Source organism: Bartonella sp. AP20NXHL (genome assembly GCF_042196165.1).
In the GTDB taxonomy this organism is placed as follows: Bacteria; Pseudomonadota; Alphaproteobacteria; order Rhizobiales; family Rhizobiaceae; genus Bartonella.
In genome coordinates this window covers 134,785-153,615 of record NZ_JBHIPV010000002.1, presented here as the reverse complement: position 1 = coordinate 153,615, position 18,831 = coordinate 134,785, and the positions used below count along the sequence as shown (strand labels likewise).

The 18,831-nt window shown below is 36.4% G+C and carries 13 protein-coding genes; 12 read left to right on the top strand and 1 reads right to left on the bottom strand.

The window, feature by feature from the left end; translation table 11 throughout:
• Positions 1–259: 259 nt before the first annotated feature.
• Genes ACFILL_RS01840 through ACFILL_RS01825 form a run of 4 tightly spaced genes read left to right on the top strand, consistent with a single transcriptional unit; the run spans position 260 to position 4,157 of the window.
• Positions 260–1,303 carry a hemin-degrading factor gene (locus tag ACFILL_RS01840; RefSeq protein ID WP_375643105.1) on the top strand — a complete coding sequence of 348 codons (1,044 nt, stop codon included), beginning with the start codon at positions 260–262 and terminating at the stop codon, positions 1,301–1,303.
• Positions 1,304–1,321: 18 nt separating this feature from the next.
• Entirely contained in the window at positions 1,322–2,224 is a 903-nt protein-coding gene (locus ACFILL_RS01835; RefSeq protein WP_273791109.1) for a hemin ABC transporter substrate-binding protein, read from the top strand.
• A gap of 5 nt (positions 2,225–2,229) precedes the next feature.
• On the top strand, positions 2,230–3,327 hold the full coding sequence (locus ACFILL_RS01830) for a FecCD family ABC transporter permease (protein WP_375630798.1): 1,098 nt from the start codon (positions 2,230–2,232) through the stop codon (positions 3,325–3,327).
• Complete coding sequence (locus ACFILL_RS01825; protein ID WP_375643106.1) at positions 3,324–4,157, top strand: heme ABC transporter ATP-binding protein; 834 nt, start codon at positions 3,324–3,326, stop codon at positions 4,155–4,157. The genes ACFILL_RS01830 and ACFILL_RS01825 overlap by 4 nt, the downstream gene beginning before the upstream one ends.
• A 1,127-nt stretch (positions 4,158–5,284) precedes the next feature.
• Here ACFILL_RS01825 and ACFILL_RS01820 read toward each other — a convergent pair.
• Positions 5,285–6,259, bottom strand: coding sequence for a tail fiber protein (locus ACFILL_RS01820; RefSeq protein WP_375630802.1), 975 nt, complete (start codon positions 6,257–6,259; stop codon positions 5,285–5,287).
• Between the two features lie 3,342 nt (positions 6,260–9,601).
• On the opposite strand from ACFILL_RS01820, the gene thiC reads away from it, so the two are divergent.
• The 8 genes from thiC (at position 9,602) to pepN (ending at position 18,700) form a co-directional block, all read left to right on the top strand.
• A complete protein-coding gene (gene thiC, locus ACFILL_RS01815) occupies positions 9,602–11,437 on the top strand; it encodes a phosphomethylpyrimidine synthase ThiC (protein ID WP_375643108.1) in 1,836 nt (611 codons plus the stop codon).
• Positions 11,434–12,384 (top strand): FAD-dependent oxidoreductase, encoded by a 951-nt coding sequence (locus ACFILL_RS01810; protein WP_375643109.1) that lies wholly within the window; start codon positions 11,434–11,436, stop codon positions 12,382–12,384. The genes thiC and ACFILL_RS01810 overlap by 4 nt, the downstream gene beginning before the upstream one ends.
• 3 nt (positions 12,385–12,387) lie before the next feature.
• Positions 12,388–12,585: a sulfur carrier protein ThiS gene (gene thiS / locus ACFILL_RS01805; RefSeq protein ID WP_375630804.1), complete on the top strand. Its 198-nt coding sequence runs from the start codon at positions 12,388–12,390 to the stop codon at positions 12,583–12,585.
• Positions 12,586–12,589: 4 nt separating this feature from the next.
• On the top strand, positions 12,590–13,363 hold the full coding sequence (locus ACFILL_RS01800; RefSeq protein WP_273791116.1) for a thiazole synthase: 774 nt from the start codon (positions 12,590–12,592) through the stop codon (positions 13,361–13,363).
• The gene (locus ACFILL_RS01795; RefSeq protein WP_273791117.1) at positions 13,360–13,965 is read left to right on the top strand and encodes a thiamine phosphate synthase; all 606 of its coding nucleotides are present in this window, start codon (positions 13,360–13,362) and stop codon (positions 13,963–13,965) included. Before ACFILL_RS01800 ends, ACFILL_RS01795 begins: the two co-directional genes overlap by 4 nt.
• Positions 13,956–14,714 (top strand): hydroxymethylpyrimidine/phosphomethylpyrimidine kinase, encoded by a 759-nt coding sequence (locus ACFILL_RS01790; protein ID WP_273791118.1) that lies wholly within the window; start codon positions 13,956–13,958, stop codon positions 14,712–14,714. Before ACFILL_RS01795 ends, ACFILL_RS01790 begins: the two co-directional genes overlap by 10 nt.
• A 445-nt stretch (positions 14,715–15,159) precedes the next feature.
• The gene (locus tag ACFILL_RS01785; protein WP_273791211.1) at positions 15,160–15,999 is read left to right on the top strand and encodes a uracil-DNA glycosylase family protein; all 840 of its coding nucleotides are present in this window, start codon (positions 15,160–15,162) and stop codon (positions 15,997–15,999) included.
• 73 nt (positions 16,000–16,072) lie between these two features.
• Complete coding sequence (pepN, locus tag ACFILL_RS01780; RefSeq protein ID WP_375643110.1) at positions 16,073–18,700, top strand: aminopeptidase N; 2,628 nt, start codon at positions 16,073–16,075, stop codon at positions 18,698–18,700.
• Positions 18,701–18,831 lie beyond the last annotated feature (131 nt).

The following is an 18,831-nucleotide window of genomic DNA, read 5'->3' as shown; positions in this document are numbered from 1 at the left end:
ACCATTAGATCAATTAAAAAGGTTAGATCGATAAAGAATAAGTTATTGTGTTTCTGTTCTTCTTGTTCTCTAAACAACAGATTTTGAGGTTTAAGCTTTAGCTTTTTGTAATTTATCGGTTTTTATTGTTCTACTGTTAATAAAAAAAGGGCTTATTTGGTAGTAGGTTGAACCATTAGTTGATAGTGGTTCGACTTACTGTCTTTGAGTTGAAAAATTAAACAATTAACCCTCAAACAGGTAACATAAGGATAAGCCCATGTCATACACAGCCGAAATGATTATTCGCTTGCGTGAAGAAAAAAAAGAGATGCGTAACCGCGATTTCGCGGACTCTATTGGTATATCTGAAGCAGAACTCGTTGCGGCTTATTGTACAATTGGAAAAGCAAAAAAACTACGCGCTGATGTCGCTACTCTCTTGGAAAATGCTCCTAAACTTGGCACAGTTATGGCATTGACACGGAATGATAATGCTGTCCATGAAATAACAGGATGTTTTGAGAAAATTGTTCAAAGCCAGCATATCCCGATAACACTCGGTGAAATTGACTTGCGTATTTTTTCAAAAAAATGGAAGTTTGGTTTCGAGCATGATGTGATTATTCTCGGAACACCTATGAAAAGTTTGCAATTCTTTGATCAATATGGCATTGCCATTTTCAAACTCTATTCTAAAGACGCAACAAATATGGATGAATGGGCTGCACTTGTTGAAAAGTTGCTTCATGACGATCAATCACCTGTACTTGATATTTCTCCCGTTCTTACTCCAGTACAATGTGATACGACAAAGCTGGATGTTGAAAAGTTCCGAGATCGTTGGCGCCAGATGACTGATGTGCATCAACTTCATGAGATTATTTCTGAACTGAAAATTAATCGACATGATGCTGTAAAACATGTCGGAAATGAGTTTGCCGATGAGTTAAAAATAGAAGCTGTTGAAATGATGCTCAGACAAGTTGCACAACAAGAGTTACCAATTATGTGTTTTGTTGGTAATAAAGGATGTATCCAAATTTTCACTGGGCAAGTAAAGAACATTAAGCAAATGGGACCTTGGCTTAATGTTCTCGATCAGAAATTTCACCTTCATTTACTCGTTTCTGGATTTTATAAGGTATGGCGTGTTCGCAAGCCTACGATTGATGGGTATGTCAGCTCACTTGAAGTTTTCGATAAAGCTGATGAGATGGTTATTCAATTCTTTGGCGTACGCAAGGAGGGACAAAAAGAACGTGACGATTGGCGCTCTTTATTGAATAGTTTGCCATCATGCCAAGAAAACAGCAGTAACTAAGATAAGGTAAGGTTGGACATGTTCATATCTCTTTTACATAGGTTATCAAACCTTTTTCTTATGTGTTTACTGCTCTCTCTTACTTGTTTTTCTAAACAAGTAATTGCTGAACCTGCAACGCGTTTTCCTGAAAATGCTCGAATTGTTTCTATCGGCGGAGCACTTACAGAAATTGTCTATGCATTAGGAGCCCAAGATCAACTTGTCGCCCGTGATAGTACAAGTGTCTACCCACAAGAAGCGCTCAAGCTTCCTGTGCTTGGATATATGCGTGCTCTTTCACCTGAGGGTGTTTTATCACTTGCTCCAGAGGGTATATTGCTTGTTGAAGGAAGCGGTCCCGCTTCAACAATTGATATTCTCAAAAAAACATCGATACCTCTGGTGATCATACCAGAAGACTACTCCCGTGAAAATGTGATAGAAAAGATTCGCCTCGTTGGTCAAGCCATTCATCGGGAAGTGCAAGCCGCGGCGTTAATTGAGAAATTGAAGCGTAATTTTTTAGACAACGATGCGCTTTTGGCGAAAGTAACAAGACCAAAGCGTGTTCTTTTTGTTTTCTCTGTGCAAAATGGACGCGTCATGGCATCTGGAACAGGTACTGCAGCTGATAGTATGATAAAACTTTCAGGCGCTATCAATGCTATCACCGATTATAAAGGATATAAACTTCTCAACGGCGAAGCGTTATTGAAATCAGATCCCGATGTTATCTTACTTGTAAAACATGGTGCAAGATCAACCAGCATTGATAAGATTTTAGCCATACCGGCAGTTCAAGCAACAACTGCAGCAAAAAATCATGCCATAAAACAGATGGATGCCATGTATTTTTTGGGATTTGGTCCACGCACTGCAGACGCATCAAGAGAGCTTATTGAGATACTTTATGGTGCAAATCAAAACGGTAAGAGCTGATAAAAATGGTAGACGGTACATCCATGATGCATTTACCTGAAGCAAAAGAAGGTAAAAAAATAAGCCGTTCAAAGCAGGGGAAGATTTTATTATTAAGCTTAATAATCTTCCTTATCTTCAGTATTTTTGGTGGGCTCTTGAATGGTGCTGCAAAAGTTTCTTTCGTTGATCTCCTCCATGTGATGCTTACACAAGATTTTTCGGTAAGTAGTAAAACGCGTGATTACCTCGTGCTCATAGACATAAGGCTTCCCCGTGTTATCTTGGGATTATTGATTGGAGCAGCTTTAGCTGTCTCCGGTGTTCTTATGCAAGGGCTTTTTCGTAATCCTCTTGCAGATCCCGGAATTGTAGGTGTATCAGCAGGTGCTGGACTTGGAGCAGTCTTAGCAATTGTTGTCGGCATTGCTTTTCCTGTTTCATTTGCACCTTTTCTAGAGCCTTATAAAGTTATCATAGGTGCTTTTTTTGGTGGACTTTTATCAACGATTATTCTCTACATAATAGCAACGCATAATAGCTTTACCTCTATTGCAACCATGCTGCTTGCTGGTATTGCTCTTGGTGCATTAAGCAGTGCAGTTGTCGGAACATTGATTTTTGTCGCAAATGACCAACAACTGCGTGATATCACTTTTTGGAGTCTTGGCTCTCTTGCGGGCGCTACATGGTTAAAAGTATGGCTCGTTCTTCCTTTTATCGTTATTGGTCTTCTTTTCTCTCCCTTTTTATCACGAGCACTTAATGCCCTTGCTCTTGGAGAAGCTGTTGCTGGCCATATTGGTTTCCATATTCAACGCGTCAAAAATATTGCTATTCCCCTTGTTGCTCTTATGTGTGGTAGTGCTGTTGCTGTCAGTGGTGGTATTGGTTTTATTGGTATTATTGTTCCTCATATTTTACGTCAGCTCATAGGTCCTGATCATCGCTATCTCATTCCTTGCTCTGCTCTCCTGGGAGCAGCATTACTTATTTTTGCTGATATGTTTGCACGCTTAATTGTTGCCCCCGCAGAATTGCCGATTGGGATTGTAACAGCACTTTTTGGTGCACCTTTCTTTCTATGGATCCTTATATGCAAACGAGGAACAGACTTTTCATGATTGAAGCGACAAATATTTGTGTTCAGCGCGGAAAGAAGAAGATTCTTAAACACATTAATCTTCAAGCTAAAAGTGGTGCTTTTACCATTATTATTGGTCCTAATGGATCAGGAAAAAGTACTTTTATCAAAGCTCTGAGTGGTGAAATTCCTTACAGCGGAAAAATAACCTTAAATGGTTATAATGTACGCCAAACAAAAACTCATGTAATGGCAAAAATGCGCGCTGTACTACCACAATCAACAACGCTCGTATTTCCATTCTTAGTCCATGAAGTTGTAGGACTTGGTCTTTCTGTAAACCAATTTACCTTTGCCACAGCCGAATTGCAAAATCTTATCCAGAAAGCTTTAGAGTGCGTTGACCTTTCTGATTATGGCAACCTGTATTATCACCAATTATCAGGCGGAGAACAAGCTAGAGTACAACTTGCCCGTGTACTTTGCCAAGTCTGGAAACCTGTTCATAATGGGATTCCTCGCTGGATGATATTAGATGAACCTATTGCTAGCCTCGATATTCAACATCAAATCATCGTTATGGATATTGCTAAACAATTTTCCTATTCTGGTGGCGGCGTTCTTGCTGTTCTTCATGACCTCAATCTCGCGGCACATTATGCAGATAACATGATCTTGCTCAAGGAAGGTGAGATTTATTGCGAAGGAAATGCAACTAATGTTTTGACAACACAAAATCTCCGCAATGTTTATCATTGTTCTTTAAACGTTTCTGAATTACCTAAAGAAGATATCCCTTTTATACTCCCTCAAACGGCATCCTCCTATGAAATTAGATCTCTAAGCTGTCGGCTTCAATCTAAAAACTAAAGTCCATAGCAAAATAAAACACGCAAATATTCAAGAATCTTTTTTATTTTTATATGAACTCCTTTTTGTCATCTATCATTAAAAAAGAAGACCAAGCACCCTAAAGATATTTTTTGAAAAAACTACCAGTTTAAAATCTTTCAAGATTTTACGTAACTAAAAACATGTGAAGTTTTGTTTTGCTATCAAACTGTTAGATAATACGAATTTATACAACATAAATATGCGTTTTCCTACTCTTTCTATCACTTTTATCTTTATAAAAATGATTCAAGAAATGCGTACAAATGCCTTTGTTATAATAACGGGTGTATTATTTATATCTTCTAAGGACCATATAGAAATCAAGTACTTTTCTCCCCTCCACAAAAGATTTGTTTGTAGCTTTAATAGTAACATCTTCTTTATAACACATATACTTTAACTTTTTTTATAAATAAATATTAATTTATACTAATATTTTTTACTTTTCTCTTTCTATTAAAAAATTGTTTATTGGCATATCACAAAGAATTAACCTATTGAATAAAAACTTTAAAATAAACTCAATAACGCTTCTTGTAAGCCCCCCTAATGCAAAAACAATGCGAAATATAGGGATGAGGAGAGAGTATAGAAATAGCGTTTGTCTTCTGCTTCACAAGCATAATGATGATTCCACTCAAGGAGTACTATCATTTACAGATAAAGCCTCCACCATGGCAATGCAAAGAAATGAAATCGACAACAAGGTGAGAGATATCTTTATAAGATGAATTAACTCATACGGGGGTATGCTGTTTTTGCACAAAAAAACGTTAAAATATTGTACTTTATTTATGCCTCAGGTTGAATAATTTTATCACCTTACCCCCTATCAAAACACCTTATGAAAAAATGTATCTCTAGATCACTTCACGGTACAGTTTAAATGATTTTTACATATTTTCCCTATATTATCATACAATTATAAAATAAATTATATCCTCAACTCTTTCTTTCAATCATTTTTAAATTGTTTTTTGACTCTCTCAAGTATCCTATTAACAATATAGATTTCCTCTTCATATGCATAGAAAATAACGCGGAATTGCTCCGCGTTAACAAAATTATCAAGGTCTATAGATTATTTATGGACCCGACCATACTCATGATTTTATAGCATAGACAACGGTTGTATTAACAGGGCGCGTTTCTGCCTCACCTGTATGGGAAAGAGTTACCTTGTGTGTATGTGCACCAGCAGAAGCTGTTCTCCCTTTCAGGGTCGTATTATAAGTATAATGATTCGGGAGTCTTCCAATATCACCAACGGGCCAGCCTACCCCTTGATACTCAAAATTGTGTGCATGCTCGCCTGCGTTTTCAATGCTCCCAATATGCGTATGCGATTTTATGCTATCTTGTTGTTCATCCGCAAACTTTCTACCACCATCTAAACCCCGACCATTATCAAAGCCGCGTAAAAACATGCCTCTAAAATCAGGAACTTTAAAAGTTTTATTGCTGTCTTTTCCCCATTTATCACCTATTGCATTGAATAACAGCGGATAATCTTCACGCTTATAGGCCTTACCATCACATAAAAGCCAACCATTTGGCACATTTTGCATAGCAAATGTTGCAATGAATCCAGCGGGAAAACTTTCTATCTTTGGTGGTGTAGGATTTAATAAATACCAACCCTCATGCTCTTTTATTAAAACACCATTATTGTATACCATTTCATAAATGCCATCTGTTTGAAATTCTCCACCTTCTAATGGTATAACCCCCACATCAGTGGCTTTATAGATAAGCTTTTCTCCTATATTATTAACAGTTATGGTTGTCGCGCCAATATTTACACCACAAGCTTTAAAACGTATGACGATATCATTGTTGTATTTCTTTATAGGCGAAACTGTCTTTAAAGTAATTAATGTTGTTTTATCATCCACATTTACTGTAAAGCTTGAATTAATAGATCCTCCATTATCTGCAAGATATTCACGTACGCGCTGCATCATCGCCCGTGCACTATCATTAACAGAACTAGGCGGCTGACCTTCTGCCCAATTAATGATACTATCTGAATAAGCATTTTCATCAGCCTTTAGAGACCAATCGTAAATATTAGACATTTTAAATCCCCCATTATTTTCATAGTTTTTCTAACAATTTCTCGTTCTGTGCACTAAAATGTGCGGCCGCTGTTGATTGGTACATCATAACCACTGTACCATCCGTATTTACGCATTTTATCTCTCTTCACTCCTTCCAATTTTATAACCTAAATTCACCAGACGCTTTTCATAACATTAGTATTAATGCTTTCTCTTCTAATGTGTAATGTAACCACCTCATTTGAGGTTACTCAGTATCTTGTTTTGTTGTTTTGCTGTTGTTATATAATTATTTCTCAAATCTTGCATCTTGTTGCAAAATTTATAAATACTGTTCAAAATTTTTCTTATTATGGATTTCATATAACCATTACTGAATGTAATAACTTATCACCCACATAGAAAGTTTCTGACTTAAACATTATCTTTTTTTATTTTTTCAATAGTTTAAATCTATCTCGTCGATATTTTAAACAAAGAAATTCTATCTTTTAGCTATCATTTGTATTAAAATTTTAAAATTAGCTTCAAATTTTTTGCATGCTTCATTATGTTTTTATTCACATGCAGATACTTTGTTCTATTTTATTCAATTTATTCCTGAAATTGTGTTACAGGATTATCACCAATGTTTTTTTGAACAAGCTTTTGTTCAATCTAAATACATCATAGAGAATATATTCAATATGGCTATTTCCTCACGCTTTCATTGAACTGAAAAGAAATACTTTGAAATACTAAAGAAACACTACACACCTTCACAAAATTTGAAGGTTGTATCCGATCCGGAAAAAATTAAAAAGCATAACCTAGCGCCCTCCCCCAATTTTTATGAACAATATCCTTGTTTTTTAAACGCCCCATAACCAACTTTTCCCCTCCCACACTTAGCACATCTGCCTCTATATATTATTATATGTATATCTTTTTTGCAAGAACAATAAATCATTCTAAACAACATCTTGCAATTATTGGTGTTCTTCTTAATTCATGGCAATATCAAAAAGCATTCTCTAAACTGTTTTTCTAACTCATCTGCTTCATCAATCCAAACAAAAAATACGCTCCATCGATTTAACACTTGCTATACCCTTAACTATCAAAGAAAACACCTTACAAAATCTTGCATAAGTAGCCAGACAATTGGACTATCCATGGCTTGTCTTTTCCAAATAAAATATCCCCTCCACTCATTACCGACTTTATTTTCAGTGTTCTCTGCACCTTGAACTTCTATCTTCCCTTTAAAATATACATCATTTATTAGCTACACCCTTTACCAGCTCTCGATGGGGTTATTTTTACTGTTTTTGAAGTTATTGCTATATTTTCTAATGTCAGAAACATTTTCTTTAGGTAATAAAAAACTCAGAAATTCCAGACTTTTTACATACATAACGCTAATATATAACCTTACAATACATGAATAAAATGTGATCTATTCTACAAAAATATAATACGTATTGATGAATCAACAAAACCAACACTCAAAAAGAAAGATGGGAATATGAGTTTTGGAGATCTTATCGTATGCAGTATATTAGGATTTTTGTTTACAATCTTTTCATTGGGGGGGATGCTTAAAATCGTTACAGTAGAATTACAAAAAGAATATTTTAGGTGTCCTTTTCTATTCCTTCCAGCATTTACCTCACTATTTAGTATAATTGCACTACTTAAATATGATCTTTTTAACAAGATTTAAAAGATAAGCTGTTTTTATATCCTTCATAAGGTGCATAACGAGTTTTATGATGTGAGTGGGGTAATGCAAAGCGATTATAGAATGCTATGATACTGCAGATAAAGAATTCACTAACGAATTTATTTATGAATCTCTTGTCAACACATTTGTCTATCTTTGGGGTGCACCAATCATCACTGGCTGTATAGCTGCAGCTTTTATATGGCTACCATTTATAATACTGTTAATAATAGTAATATTGGTGGGAATTTGGTTACTCTTCCTCATAATTCCCTACTTATTCAAAAATTGGTTTTCGGCTTTATTAATCATCATTATAATAATTCTTTGTTTGTGTTTATTTTAATTATTACCTATTTTAGTGTTTAAAATTTTTTTTGACGCAAATTTTCTCAATTTTTCTCTTGTTGTATTATAATAATAAGAGCACTTCATTATAATTAGAAAGCTTTTTGTATATAATTAGTGATTTCTTATCTGTAATATTGTTGCACGATATCACATGACACTTGAATAACTTTACCTTGAAAACAAAGAGCTTTATGTCTCAGAAAATGAATTTTCACCTCGTCTTAAGCTAAAACACAGCGCTTTGCACGCATTTCTATTGCAAACTAATTAATGAATTTACGTATACTTTTGTGCTGAGATACATCCTTTTGCTTTCCTCTCTCTTCCAACTATTTAAAATTGTTGATGAAATTTCAAGATAAAAAGCCTTTGTTCATTTTCATCATCATTTTTTAATTCAGCTTACGATTTTCAAAACATTCAAAACAATATTATTTTTAATAATAAAGATTAGGTATTGTTTCACGCTTTTGTTTATCGCATTCTTAATGGGAACATCCCCCTCATGAAGAATAGAATGCTCCAAACAAAATATAATGATATTGCATATTACGCACTTTTTAAAGAAATATTGCTCAAAATATACTCCTTTTATTTTACGACAGCGCACGTCAATAATAAAATAGTAAGCCATTATAGATCATCAGCGTTAAGCTTTTGAAGATACAAGCTGGAACCCATTATACATTTTACTGTCCCCCACGTTTTGACAGTCCTCACATCTTAGAATATTCATTAAATGACATTGGGCTTCCTTTCTTCAAGTGTTTTGCCCCATACGCCCCCACTTATGACGTGCAAGGAAGTGATTTTATATGAAAAGATGTATGATGAGAGAATCTTATGGTATTCTGAGTTATTATTTTAATATGAAAAAAATCTCAATCAGAGCCATAAACTATCTACTTTTTCCCTGATAATCCGTTTTTAACTTTATTCTGGTTTATAAAAGCTTCAATATCATAGTTTATCACTTCATAATATCTATTTACACTCTTAAAAACACACCAAAATCGTTTAAAATATATTTTTATGATTGACAATATAGATATTTAAGCCAACCATATTCGTATTAACAAAAATACTTCAAGTGGGAGGAGGCATGCAAATATTAGAATAGATATTGTATCAATTTTCAAAATAACTTTTCTTGAGCTGTATTGGATTTTCTTTGCTACAAAGCAATATTATTCCTATTCACCCGGATGCTCGTGATTGATAATTTGAATACATCTCCATTAACATCGTAACTCCATTAACATCGCAACCTATTTTTGAACTCTGTGTCTATAAGGAAAAAGTTTGTGCAGAAAAATACTCCATCAATCAGTTGTAGCCCCTTTCCCGCTTCACGCAAAATTTATCAACAGAGCCTTCTCTTTTCTGATGTGCGCGTACCATTGCGTGAAATTTCACTGACTGATGGCAGTGGTGAAAAACCTTTAAACGTCTACGATACTTCTGGCCCCTATACAGATAAAGATATGATCATTGATATTACAAAAGGCTTGCCAGCAATTAGCTTACCTTGGCTCTCTAAGCGGGATGATACTGAAACTTATCCTGCACGATTAGTTAAACCTGAAGATAATGGATTGACTTCTGATAAAAATCTTACACCAGCCTTTAAACAAAAACGTCCTATTTTACGAGCAAAAAATGGCAAAGCAATTACACAAATGGCTTACGCACGCGCAGGCATTATTACCGAAGAAATGGAATATGTGGCTATACGAGAAAATGAAGGATTAGCAGTAAAAGAACGGCAGAATGTACCATCAAATGAAACATTTTCTGGATCAATACCAGAAATTTATACTGCCGAATTTGTTCGCAATGAAATTGCTTGTGGACGCGCCATTATTCCACAAAACATTAATCATCCAGAGTGCGAACCCATGATTATTGGGCGTAATTTCCGTGTTAAAATTAATGCCAATATTGGTAATTCAGCAGTAACGTCATCTATGGAAGAAGAAGTTGATAAAATGGTTTGGGCCATTCGCTGGGGAGCAGATACAGTTATGGATCTCTCTACAGGACGAAATATTCACAATATTCGTGAATGGATTATCCGAAATTCTCCTGTGCCCATCGGAACAGTCCCTCTTTATCAAGCACTCGAAAAAGTACAGGGTATTGCCGAAAACTTAACATGGGATATTTTCCGTGATACCCTTATTGAGCAAGCAGAGCAAGGTGTTGATTATTTTACCATTCATGCAGGATTAAGATTACCATTTATTCCTATGACCATTGATCGTGTAACAGGTATTGTTTCACGAGGCGGTTCTATTATGGCAAAATGGTGTCTCCATCATCACAAAGAAAGCTTTCTCTATGAACATTTTGATGAAATTTGTGATGTTGCAAAAACATATGATATCTCTCTTTCATTGGGGGATGGATTGCGCCCTGGCTCTATTGCCGATGCCAATGATGAAGCCCAATTTGCAGAGCTTAAAACTTTGGGAGAATTGACAAAAATTGCTTGGAAAAAAGATGTACAGGTTATGATTGAAGGTCCTGGGCATGTCCCAATGCACAAAATTAAAGAAAATATGGAGCAACAATTAGATCTTTGTCATGAGGCGCCTTTTTATACTTTGGGACCTCTTACAACGGACATTGCTCCTGGTTATGACCATATTACATCAGCAATTGGTGCCGCTATGATTGGATGGTTTGGAACTGCTATGTTGTGTTATGTAACACCTAAAGAACACCTAGGACTCCCCGATAGGAATGATGTAAAAACTGGTGTGATCACTTATAAAATTGCTGCTCATGCCGCTGACCTTGCTAAAGGTTTGCCTAGAGCACAATTGCGCGACAATGCTCTTTCGCGTGCACGATTTGATTTTAGATGGCACGATCAATTTAACCTTTCTCTTGATCCAGAAACAGCCTGTGCCTTTCATGATGAGACAATGCCTAAAGAAGTCCATAAATTAGTGCATTTTTGTTCCATGTGTGGACCAAAATTCTGTTCTATGCGTATTTCCCATGATATTCGTGAGGCAGCTGCAATAAGAAAAACAAAAGGGGAAGGTATGATCGCCATGGCCGAAAAATATCAGAAAAATGGTGACCTTTATATGGAAACTGTTCCTCCTCAAAAAAAGAAAGTAAACAGTTGAAAAACATTCTTATCAAAGGTGCAGGTGTAGGCGGCTTAACAGTTGCCTTTATGTTACAGCAAAAAGGTGCTTCTGTTACTGTATCGGCCCCCCCTCATTCACCTATAGGAAGTGCTAGTTGGTATGCAGGAGGAATGCTTGCACCTTACTGTGAAAGGGAAAGTGCAGAACAAATTGTTGAAGATCTTGGTGTACAAGCTATACAATGGTGGCGTAAAACGCTCCCCAACCTTGTCATACAAAAAGGCACTTTAGTGGTTGCACCTACACGAGATAGAGGAGAGCTTGAACGATTTTCTGTGCGTACGCATAATCACAAAACCGTAGATAATACAGAAATAGCTCATCTTGAACCAGATCTTGCGGAACGTTTTAACTGTGCACTCTTTTATGAAAATGAAGCCCATATTGATCCTCGCAAAGCACTTATGGCTTTAAAAGAAAAGCTTCTCAACAATAGAGCCTGTTTTGTTGATGTAGAAATAGCTGAAAAAAAATTTGATATTGTTATTGATGCGACAGGAATAGCACGTTTAGGAAAAGATAAAAATATACGGGGCGTACGTGGTGAAATGCTTCTCGTGCGCTGCACCGATATTAAAATTTCGCGTCCAATTCGTCTTCTTCATCCACGGTTTCCTCTCTACATTGTACCTCGACAAGATAATATTTTTATGATTGGTGCAACGATGATTGAAAGTGACTTTGATGGTGCAATCTCTGTAAGATCAATGATGGAACTGCTCAACGCGGCTTATACTTTACATCCTGCTTTTGCTGAAGCAGAAATTATTGAATCTGGCGTTGGTGTTCGTCCATGTTATCCTAATAACTTCCCTTCTGTGCATAAAGATGGTAACTTTATTTCTATTAATGGATTTTATAGACATGGTTTTCTGTTGTCTCCAGAAATGGCAAAACGAGCAATGGAATTGGCATTGGAATAAAACATGCAAGTATTTGTTAATGGTGAAACAGTCCAAACAGAAGTTATGACTCTCGGTCTCTTGCTTGAAGAATTGGGGTATGAAGGAAATTGGCTTGCAACTGCTGTTAACGCTGAAGTTGTTCCCATAGATGCACGAAGCCAATTTGTCTTGCATGAAGGAGATAAAATTGAAATTTTAAGCCCAATGCAAGGAGGCTAAAATTATGCTGAATCTTTATGGACGACAATTCTCTTCCCGTCTTCTATTAGGTACAGCGCAATATCCTTCACCAGCAATCCTTCGTGATGCTATTCATAAATCGAATACGGAAATTGTAACTGTTTCCTTGCGCCGTGAAACTGCAGGTGGAAAACAAGGTGGACAATTTTGGAAATTTCTTCAAGAACTTGGGGTAACAGTGCTTCCTAATACTGCTGGTTGTTATACTGTTAAAGAGGCCGTAACCACAGCCCAATTAGCAAGAGATCTTTTTAAAACGGCTTGGATTAAACTCGAAATTATCGGTAATTCAGATACCTTACAGCCAAATATTTTTTCCTTAATCGAAGCTGCTCAAATTTTAAACAATGAAGGTTTCAAAATTTTTGCCTATACAACGGATGATCTCATTGTTGCTGAAAAACTTTTTGACATTGGTTGCCGTGTTATTATGCCTTGGTGTGCTCCTATTGGTTCTGCCAAAGGACCTCATAATACTGATGGATTGCGTTCTATCCGTGCTTACCTTCCTGATGCTACTCTTGTTATTGATGCCGGCATTGGACGCCCATCACATGCCGCCATTGCGATGGAACTCGGTTATGATGCAGTACTGCTTAATACCGCAGTTGCTAAAGCAGGTGATCCTGTCTTAATGGCTGAAGCATTTTCTAAAGCTGTTCAAGCAGGACGTATGGGATATAAAGCTGGCATGATCGAAGCACGCAGTGTAGCAGTCCCTTCAACGCCAATCATTGGAAAAGCAGTATTTTCATGAAACTGGATCCATTTTACCTCATCGTTGATAACGCTGATTGGATTGAACGTTTGCTTCCTCTTGGTATCAAGCTCGTACAATTGCGTATGAAACATGAAAATCAACAAATAATCCGTCAACATATCAAGCGTGCAAAAAACATATGCAATAAATTGGGAGCACAATTAATTATTAATGATCATTGGGAAATAGCAATTGATGAAAAGTGCAATTTTATTCATCTGGGACAAGAAGACCTGAGCAATGCTGATCTTCACGCAATTCGTAAAAGTGATATAAAAGTTGGTCTTAGTACACATGATGAACATGAATTGGATACCGCACTCTCTGCTAATCCTGAGTATATTGCACTTGGTCCTATTTATCCGACAATCTTAAAAAAAATGAAATGGATGCCGCAAGGATTAGAGAAAATCAAACAATGGAGAAAGCGGATTGGTGCTTTACCTTTGGTGGGTATTGGTGGTTTAACACCAGAACGCGCAGTTGGTGTTTTAAAAGCAGGAGCAAATAGTGCTGCTGTTGTGACTGATATTATCCTCCATAAAAAACCTGAAGAGCGTGTACAGCAGTGGATAAAAGTGACACAAACATGGCGTTGATACCTTCCATTCTTATTGTTGCGGGCACTGATCCAACAGGAGGTGCTGGTATTGTTCGTGATATAGAAACCTCTGCGCATTTTCAAATAAAAGCAAATTTAGCAATTACTTGTGTTAACGTACAAGATGATAATCGCGTTGTCGAAATCATTCCAATGCGTGGAGACCTCGTCGCTGCGCAAATGCGTGCTGCCCTAGAAGCAAATCCAATAAGCGCAATAAAAATCGGTATGACGGGGACAAAAGCAATTATAGCAGCAATCTGTAACGTACTCAAAGACTATCCCCATGTTCCAGTTATTTTGGACCCTGTACTTGTCGCTTCATCAGGAGGAAAACTAATAACGGAAACAATCATCGACACTATGATCGATAAACTGCTTCCTCATGTTGATCTTTTAACACCGAATAGAGAAGAACTCGCTCTTCTTAGCCAAAGTCCATTGGCATCTCATGATAAGCAAGCAATACAACAAGCAAAAAAACTTTTGTCATTGGGAGCTCGCTCTATTTTAGTAAAAGGGGGACATGCGGAGGGGCCTCTTGCAATTGATAGCTTCATTGACAAAACTGAAGTCATAAATATCTCTACTCCACGTTTAAAAGGAACAATGCGAGGAACAGGTTGCATTCTCTCAAGCGCTATTGCAGCGCATTTAGCATTAAATGAACCTCTCATTTCAGCGGTAAAAAAAGCAAAAGAATATATCCACACATTGCTTTTAACCCATTGTAAAAATAGTTTATAACGTCTTAGTATTTTTTTCATATAAAATTAATATTTATATATTCATTAATATATTTATTTTTTAATAAAAATTATTTAAAAAATATAATAATAAAAAATTTATACTTTATTTTATAAATAAAATACTAAAAAAGTAACTTTAATTAAGTATTAAATATATAATACAATGATAACAAATATTATAACACCACTTGCATTCAGTAAAAAAATCTTTTATTATGAATGAGTTTAGTCTGTTTAAAAAGTTGAAATAGCGCAATTTAAACAAATTGTACATTTAAAGATGTATATAATCGCGAACACTCGCATTTTACGATTTGCCTTTTTTGTGAAAAGAGAGAATCCTATCAGCGTTCTTATACATTAATGGCTAGCGAATACATTTAATAAAACTTGAAGGATAATTTTGTTTGATCTATAATCGCTAGATCATTAGAAAAAGTAAAATGTTAAATCAAACGCCGTGCTCAATTTCCTATGAAGAACTCTTAAACTTTTATAAAGAAAGTGGTGCGGATGCCGTTCTGACGGATTTCCCTATTGATCGTTTTAAGCAGTCTGCTTGTTCAGAGAGAAAATTAATATCTGTCGTGAACATTTCTCATAATCAACAAGCATCTCCCAAAACATCTCCAACCGTAAAATTAGATCATCATCAGCTGCATAACTCTAGGACTATACAAAATGAATCCACAGCTATAGAGAGTGCAAAAAGTGCCAAGACACTTGATGAATTAAAATCTGCTCTCCTTGCATTTAATGGCTGTTCATTAAAATTGACAGCAAAAAATACCTGTTTTTCAGATGGAACAGCAGGAAGCCCCCTGATGCTTATAGGCGAAGCACCAGGACGAGACGAGGATATACAAGGAATTCCTTTTGTGGGAAAAGCTGGGATGTTGCTTAATAAAATCCTCGCATCAATTGGCTTAACAAGAAATAATGTTTACATTGCCAACACTATTCCTTGGCGTCCACCAGGAAATCGTACACCAACACCAAGAGAAGTTGCCTTGTGCCGCCCTTTTATTGAACGGCACATTTATTTAGCGCGTCCTCGTGTTCTTATAGCACTGGGAGGTGTTGCTGCACAGTTTCTTACTGGATCTCAAAATGGGATTATCCGAACAAGAGGGAAATGGCATATCTATGAAAGCGAGGATAATATAAAAATACCTGTTATGCCAACTTTCCACCCAGCCTACCTTCTTAGAACCCCTAGTCAAAAGAAGCTTACATGGATAGACTTCTTAGAAGTAAAAAATCGCCTCGACAGCCTTTTGTAATTCTTTAATCCTATCTTGCTTCTAAAATTAACACACCCTTCTTTAACTCTTAAAATACAAATGGGAAAAAACTATGAAACAGCCAATAACATCTATTTATCGTTTGGAAGACTACCAACCAACCCCTTACGTTATCCCTAAAACACAACTTTCTTTCCAATTGGCACCGACAAAAACCTATGTTACAGCCATATTGTCTATTGAATCCCGTCACGATACAAAAGAATTAACACCTCTTGTTCTTTCTGGTGATGATCTTACTTTAATTTCCGTTTCTATTAATGATGAGATATTAGCCCCAAACACTTATAAAGTGACGCCTTCACGTTTAGAAATTACAACGCCACCAACGGCTCCTTTTACATTGAAATTGGTTACAGAACTGAATCCTGAAAGCAACCGCCAACTTATGGGGCTTTACCTTTCAAATGGTGTTTATTGCTCACAATGCGAATCGGAAGGTTTTCGTCGTATTACTTATTTTTACGACCGCCCAGATGTTCTTTCTACCTATAGAGTGAAAATTGAAGCAGATTCCCAAACAATCCCAATCTTGCTTTCCAATGGTAATCTGGTGGAAACAGGAACTTTAGAGAATAATCGCCATTTTGCCATTTGGGAAGATCCTTATCCCAAACCATCTTATCTCTTTGCTTTAGTAGGTGGAGATCTTGATAAGTTAGAAGACCATTTTACAACTGTATCTGGACGACGTATCGAGCTTGGTATCTATGTAGAAAAAGGAAAAACCGAACGCGCAACCTATGCAATGGATGCTCTTAAACGTTCCATGCGTTGGGATGAACAATGTTTCGGACGCGAATATGATCTTGATATTTTCAATATTGTTGCTGTGTCCGACTTTAACATGGGAGCAATGGAAAACAAAGGCCTTAACGTTTTTAATGATAAATATGTTCTTGTCGATCCTGAAACAGCAACCGATCAGGATTATAGAAATGTTGAACGTGTCATTGCACATGAATATTTCCATAATTGGAGCGGTAATCGTGTTACCTGTCGCGATTGGTTTCAACTCTGTTTAAAAGAAGGATTCACTGTTTATCGTGATCAGGAATTTTCATCAGATCAAAATGTACGCAGCCTACAGCGAATTGAAAATGTAAAAGCATTAAAAGCAACGCAATTTGCAGAAGACGCAGGACCTCTTGCGCATCCTGTACGTCCTCGTCAATATAGCCAAATTAATAATTTTTACACCACAACTGTTTATGAAAAAGGTGCTGAAGTTGTTCGCATGATACGAACTATTTTAGGTCCTACTCTGTTTCGTAAAGGCACTGATCTTTATTTTCAACGTCATGATGGACAAGCTTGTACAATTGAAGATTTTATTACCTGTTTTGCTGAAGTGTCTGGTCAAGACTTCTCCCAATTCATGCTATGGTATGAACAGGCAGGAACACCCAATGTAGAAATCGATAGTCATTATAGCGATGGTGTTTTAACAATTCATGCAAAGCAACATATTCCCGCAACCCCACAACAAAATACAAAAAAGCCCATGCTTATCCCTATCGTATTTGGCTTGTTAGGACCTAACGGAGAAAACCTCACCTATGAAGCAGATACAGATATTCAATCAGATGTTATGCTTTTATCCAAGGAAAGCCAAACGTTTACATTAAAGGGACTGCGTGAAAAACCCGTTTTATCACTGCTGCGAGACTTTTCAGCACCAATCATTCTACACACTCCATTCAATGAAAGAGAACTTATTTTTCTTGCACAACATGATGACAATCACATCAATCGCTGGCAATCTCTTAATCATTTAATGACGCAAGCTTTGATTCAAAGCATTCAAGATAAAACACAAGAAAAAGCAACACTTCCTTCTGCTTTGCTAAAGCTGATTGAAACGATCATAACAGATGAAACCTTAGAGCCTGAATTTCGTGCCTTCTGTTTAAATTTACCTAGTGAAGTTGAGCTTGCTCATACAATCGGTAAAAATATTGACCCAGATCGTATTCATTATATCCGCAATCAGTTTTTAGCTTCACTTGCACAAACTCATCAAGAGCTCTTAACAAAATTCTATGGACAAATGCAAACCCAAGAGCCCTATTCACCAAACACTGCACAAGCTGGAAAACGAGCATTAAAGAATATCATACTGGATTACCTTTCCATTGCTGAAGCCAATCCAAATCGAGCTGCTATACAATATGCAACAGCTGATAATATGACTGACCGTATGGCTAGTATCGCTGTTCTCGTGAAGCGTTTTAATGAAAGTGAGCAAGCACAAAATGCCTTAAATGATTTTGAAAACCGCTATCGGCATGACCCTTTGGTCATGGATAAATGGTTTTCTATTCAAGCAATGGTTGCTGGCACATCAACACTCGAGAATGTTCAAAAGCTCATGCAACATCCGCTTTTTTCACAAGATAATCCTAATCGTGTACGTTCCCTAATCGGTGTTTTTGCCTCTAACAATCTCACGGGCTTTAATAGGATGGATGGAGCGTCTTATCATTTTCTTTGCCAAGTCATTTTGGAAATTGACAAAAAAAATCCACAGCTTGCTTCACGATTATTAACAATGATGCGCTCTTGGCGACAATTAGAACCTATTCGACAACAAAAACTTGAAACTGAATTAAAAATGATTGCTGTTGCGCCAAAATTATCAAGCGATGTTGCTGATATCATTAATCGTCTGCTCACTTAAAACAAAAAATTATTTTAAATCAATATGCTATAATATTTTTTAAAATAAATTCTATAAACTATTCGATCATCATTAAACCTATAAACAGGTAATCTAAGCCTGTTTATAGGTCACGTTTAAAGTGCTTTTTT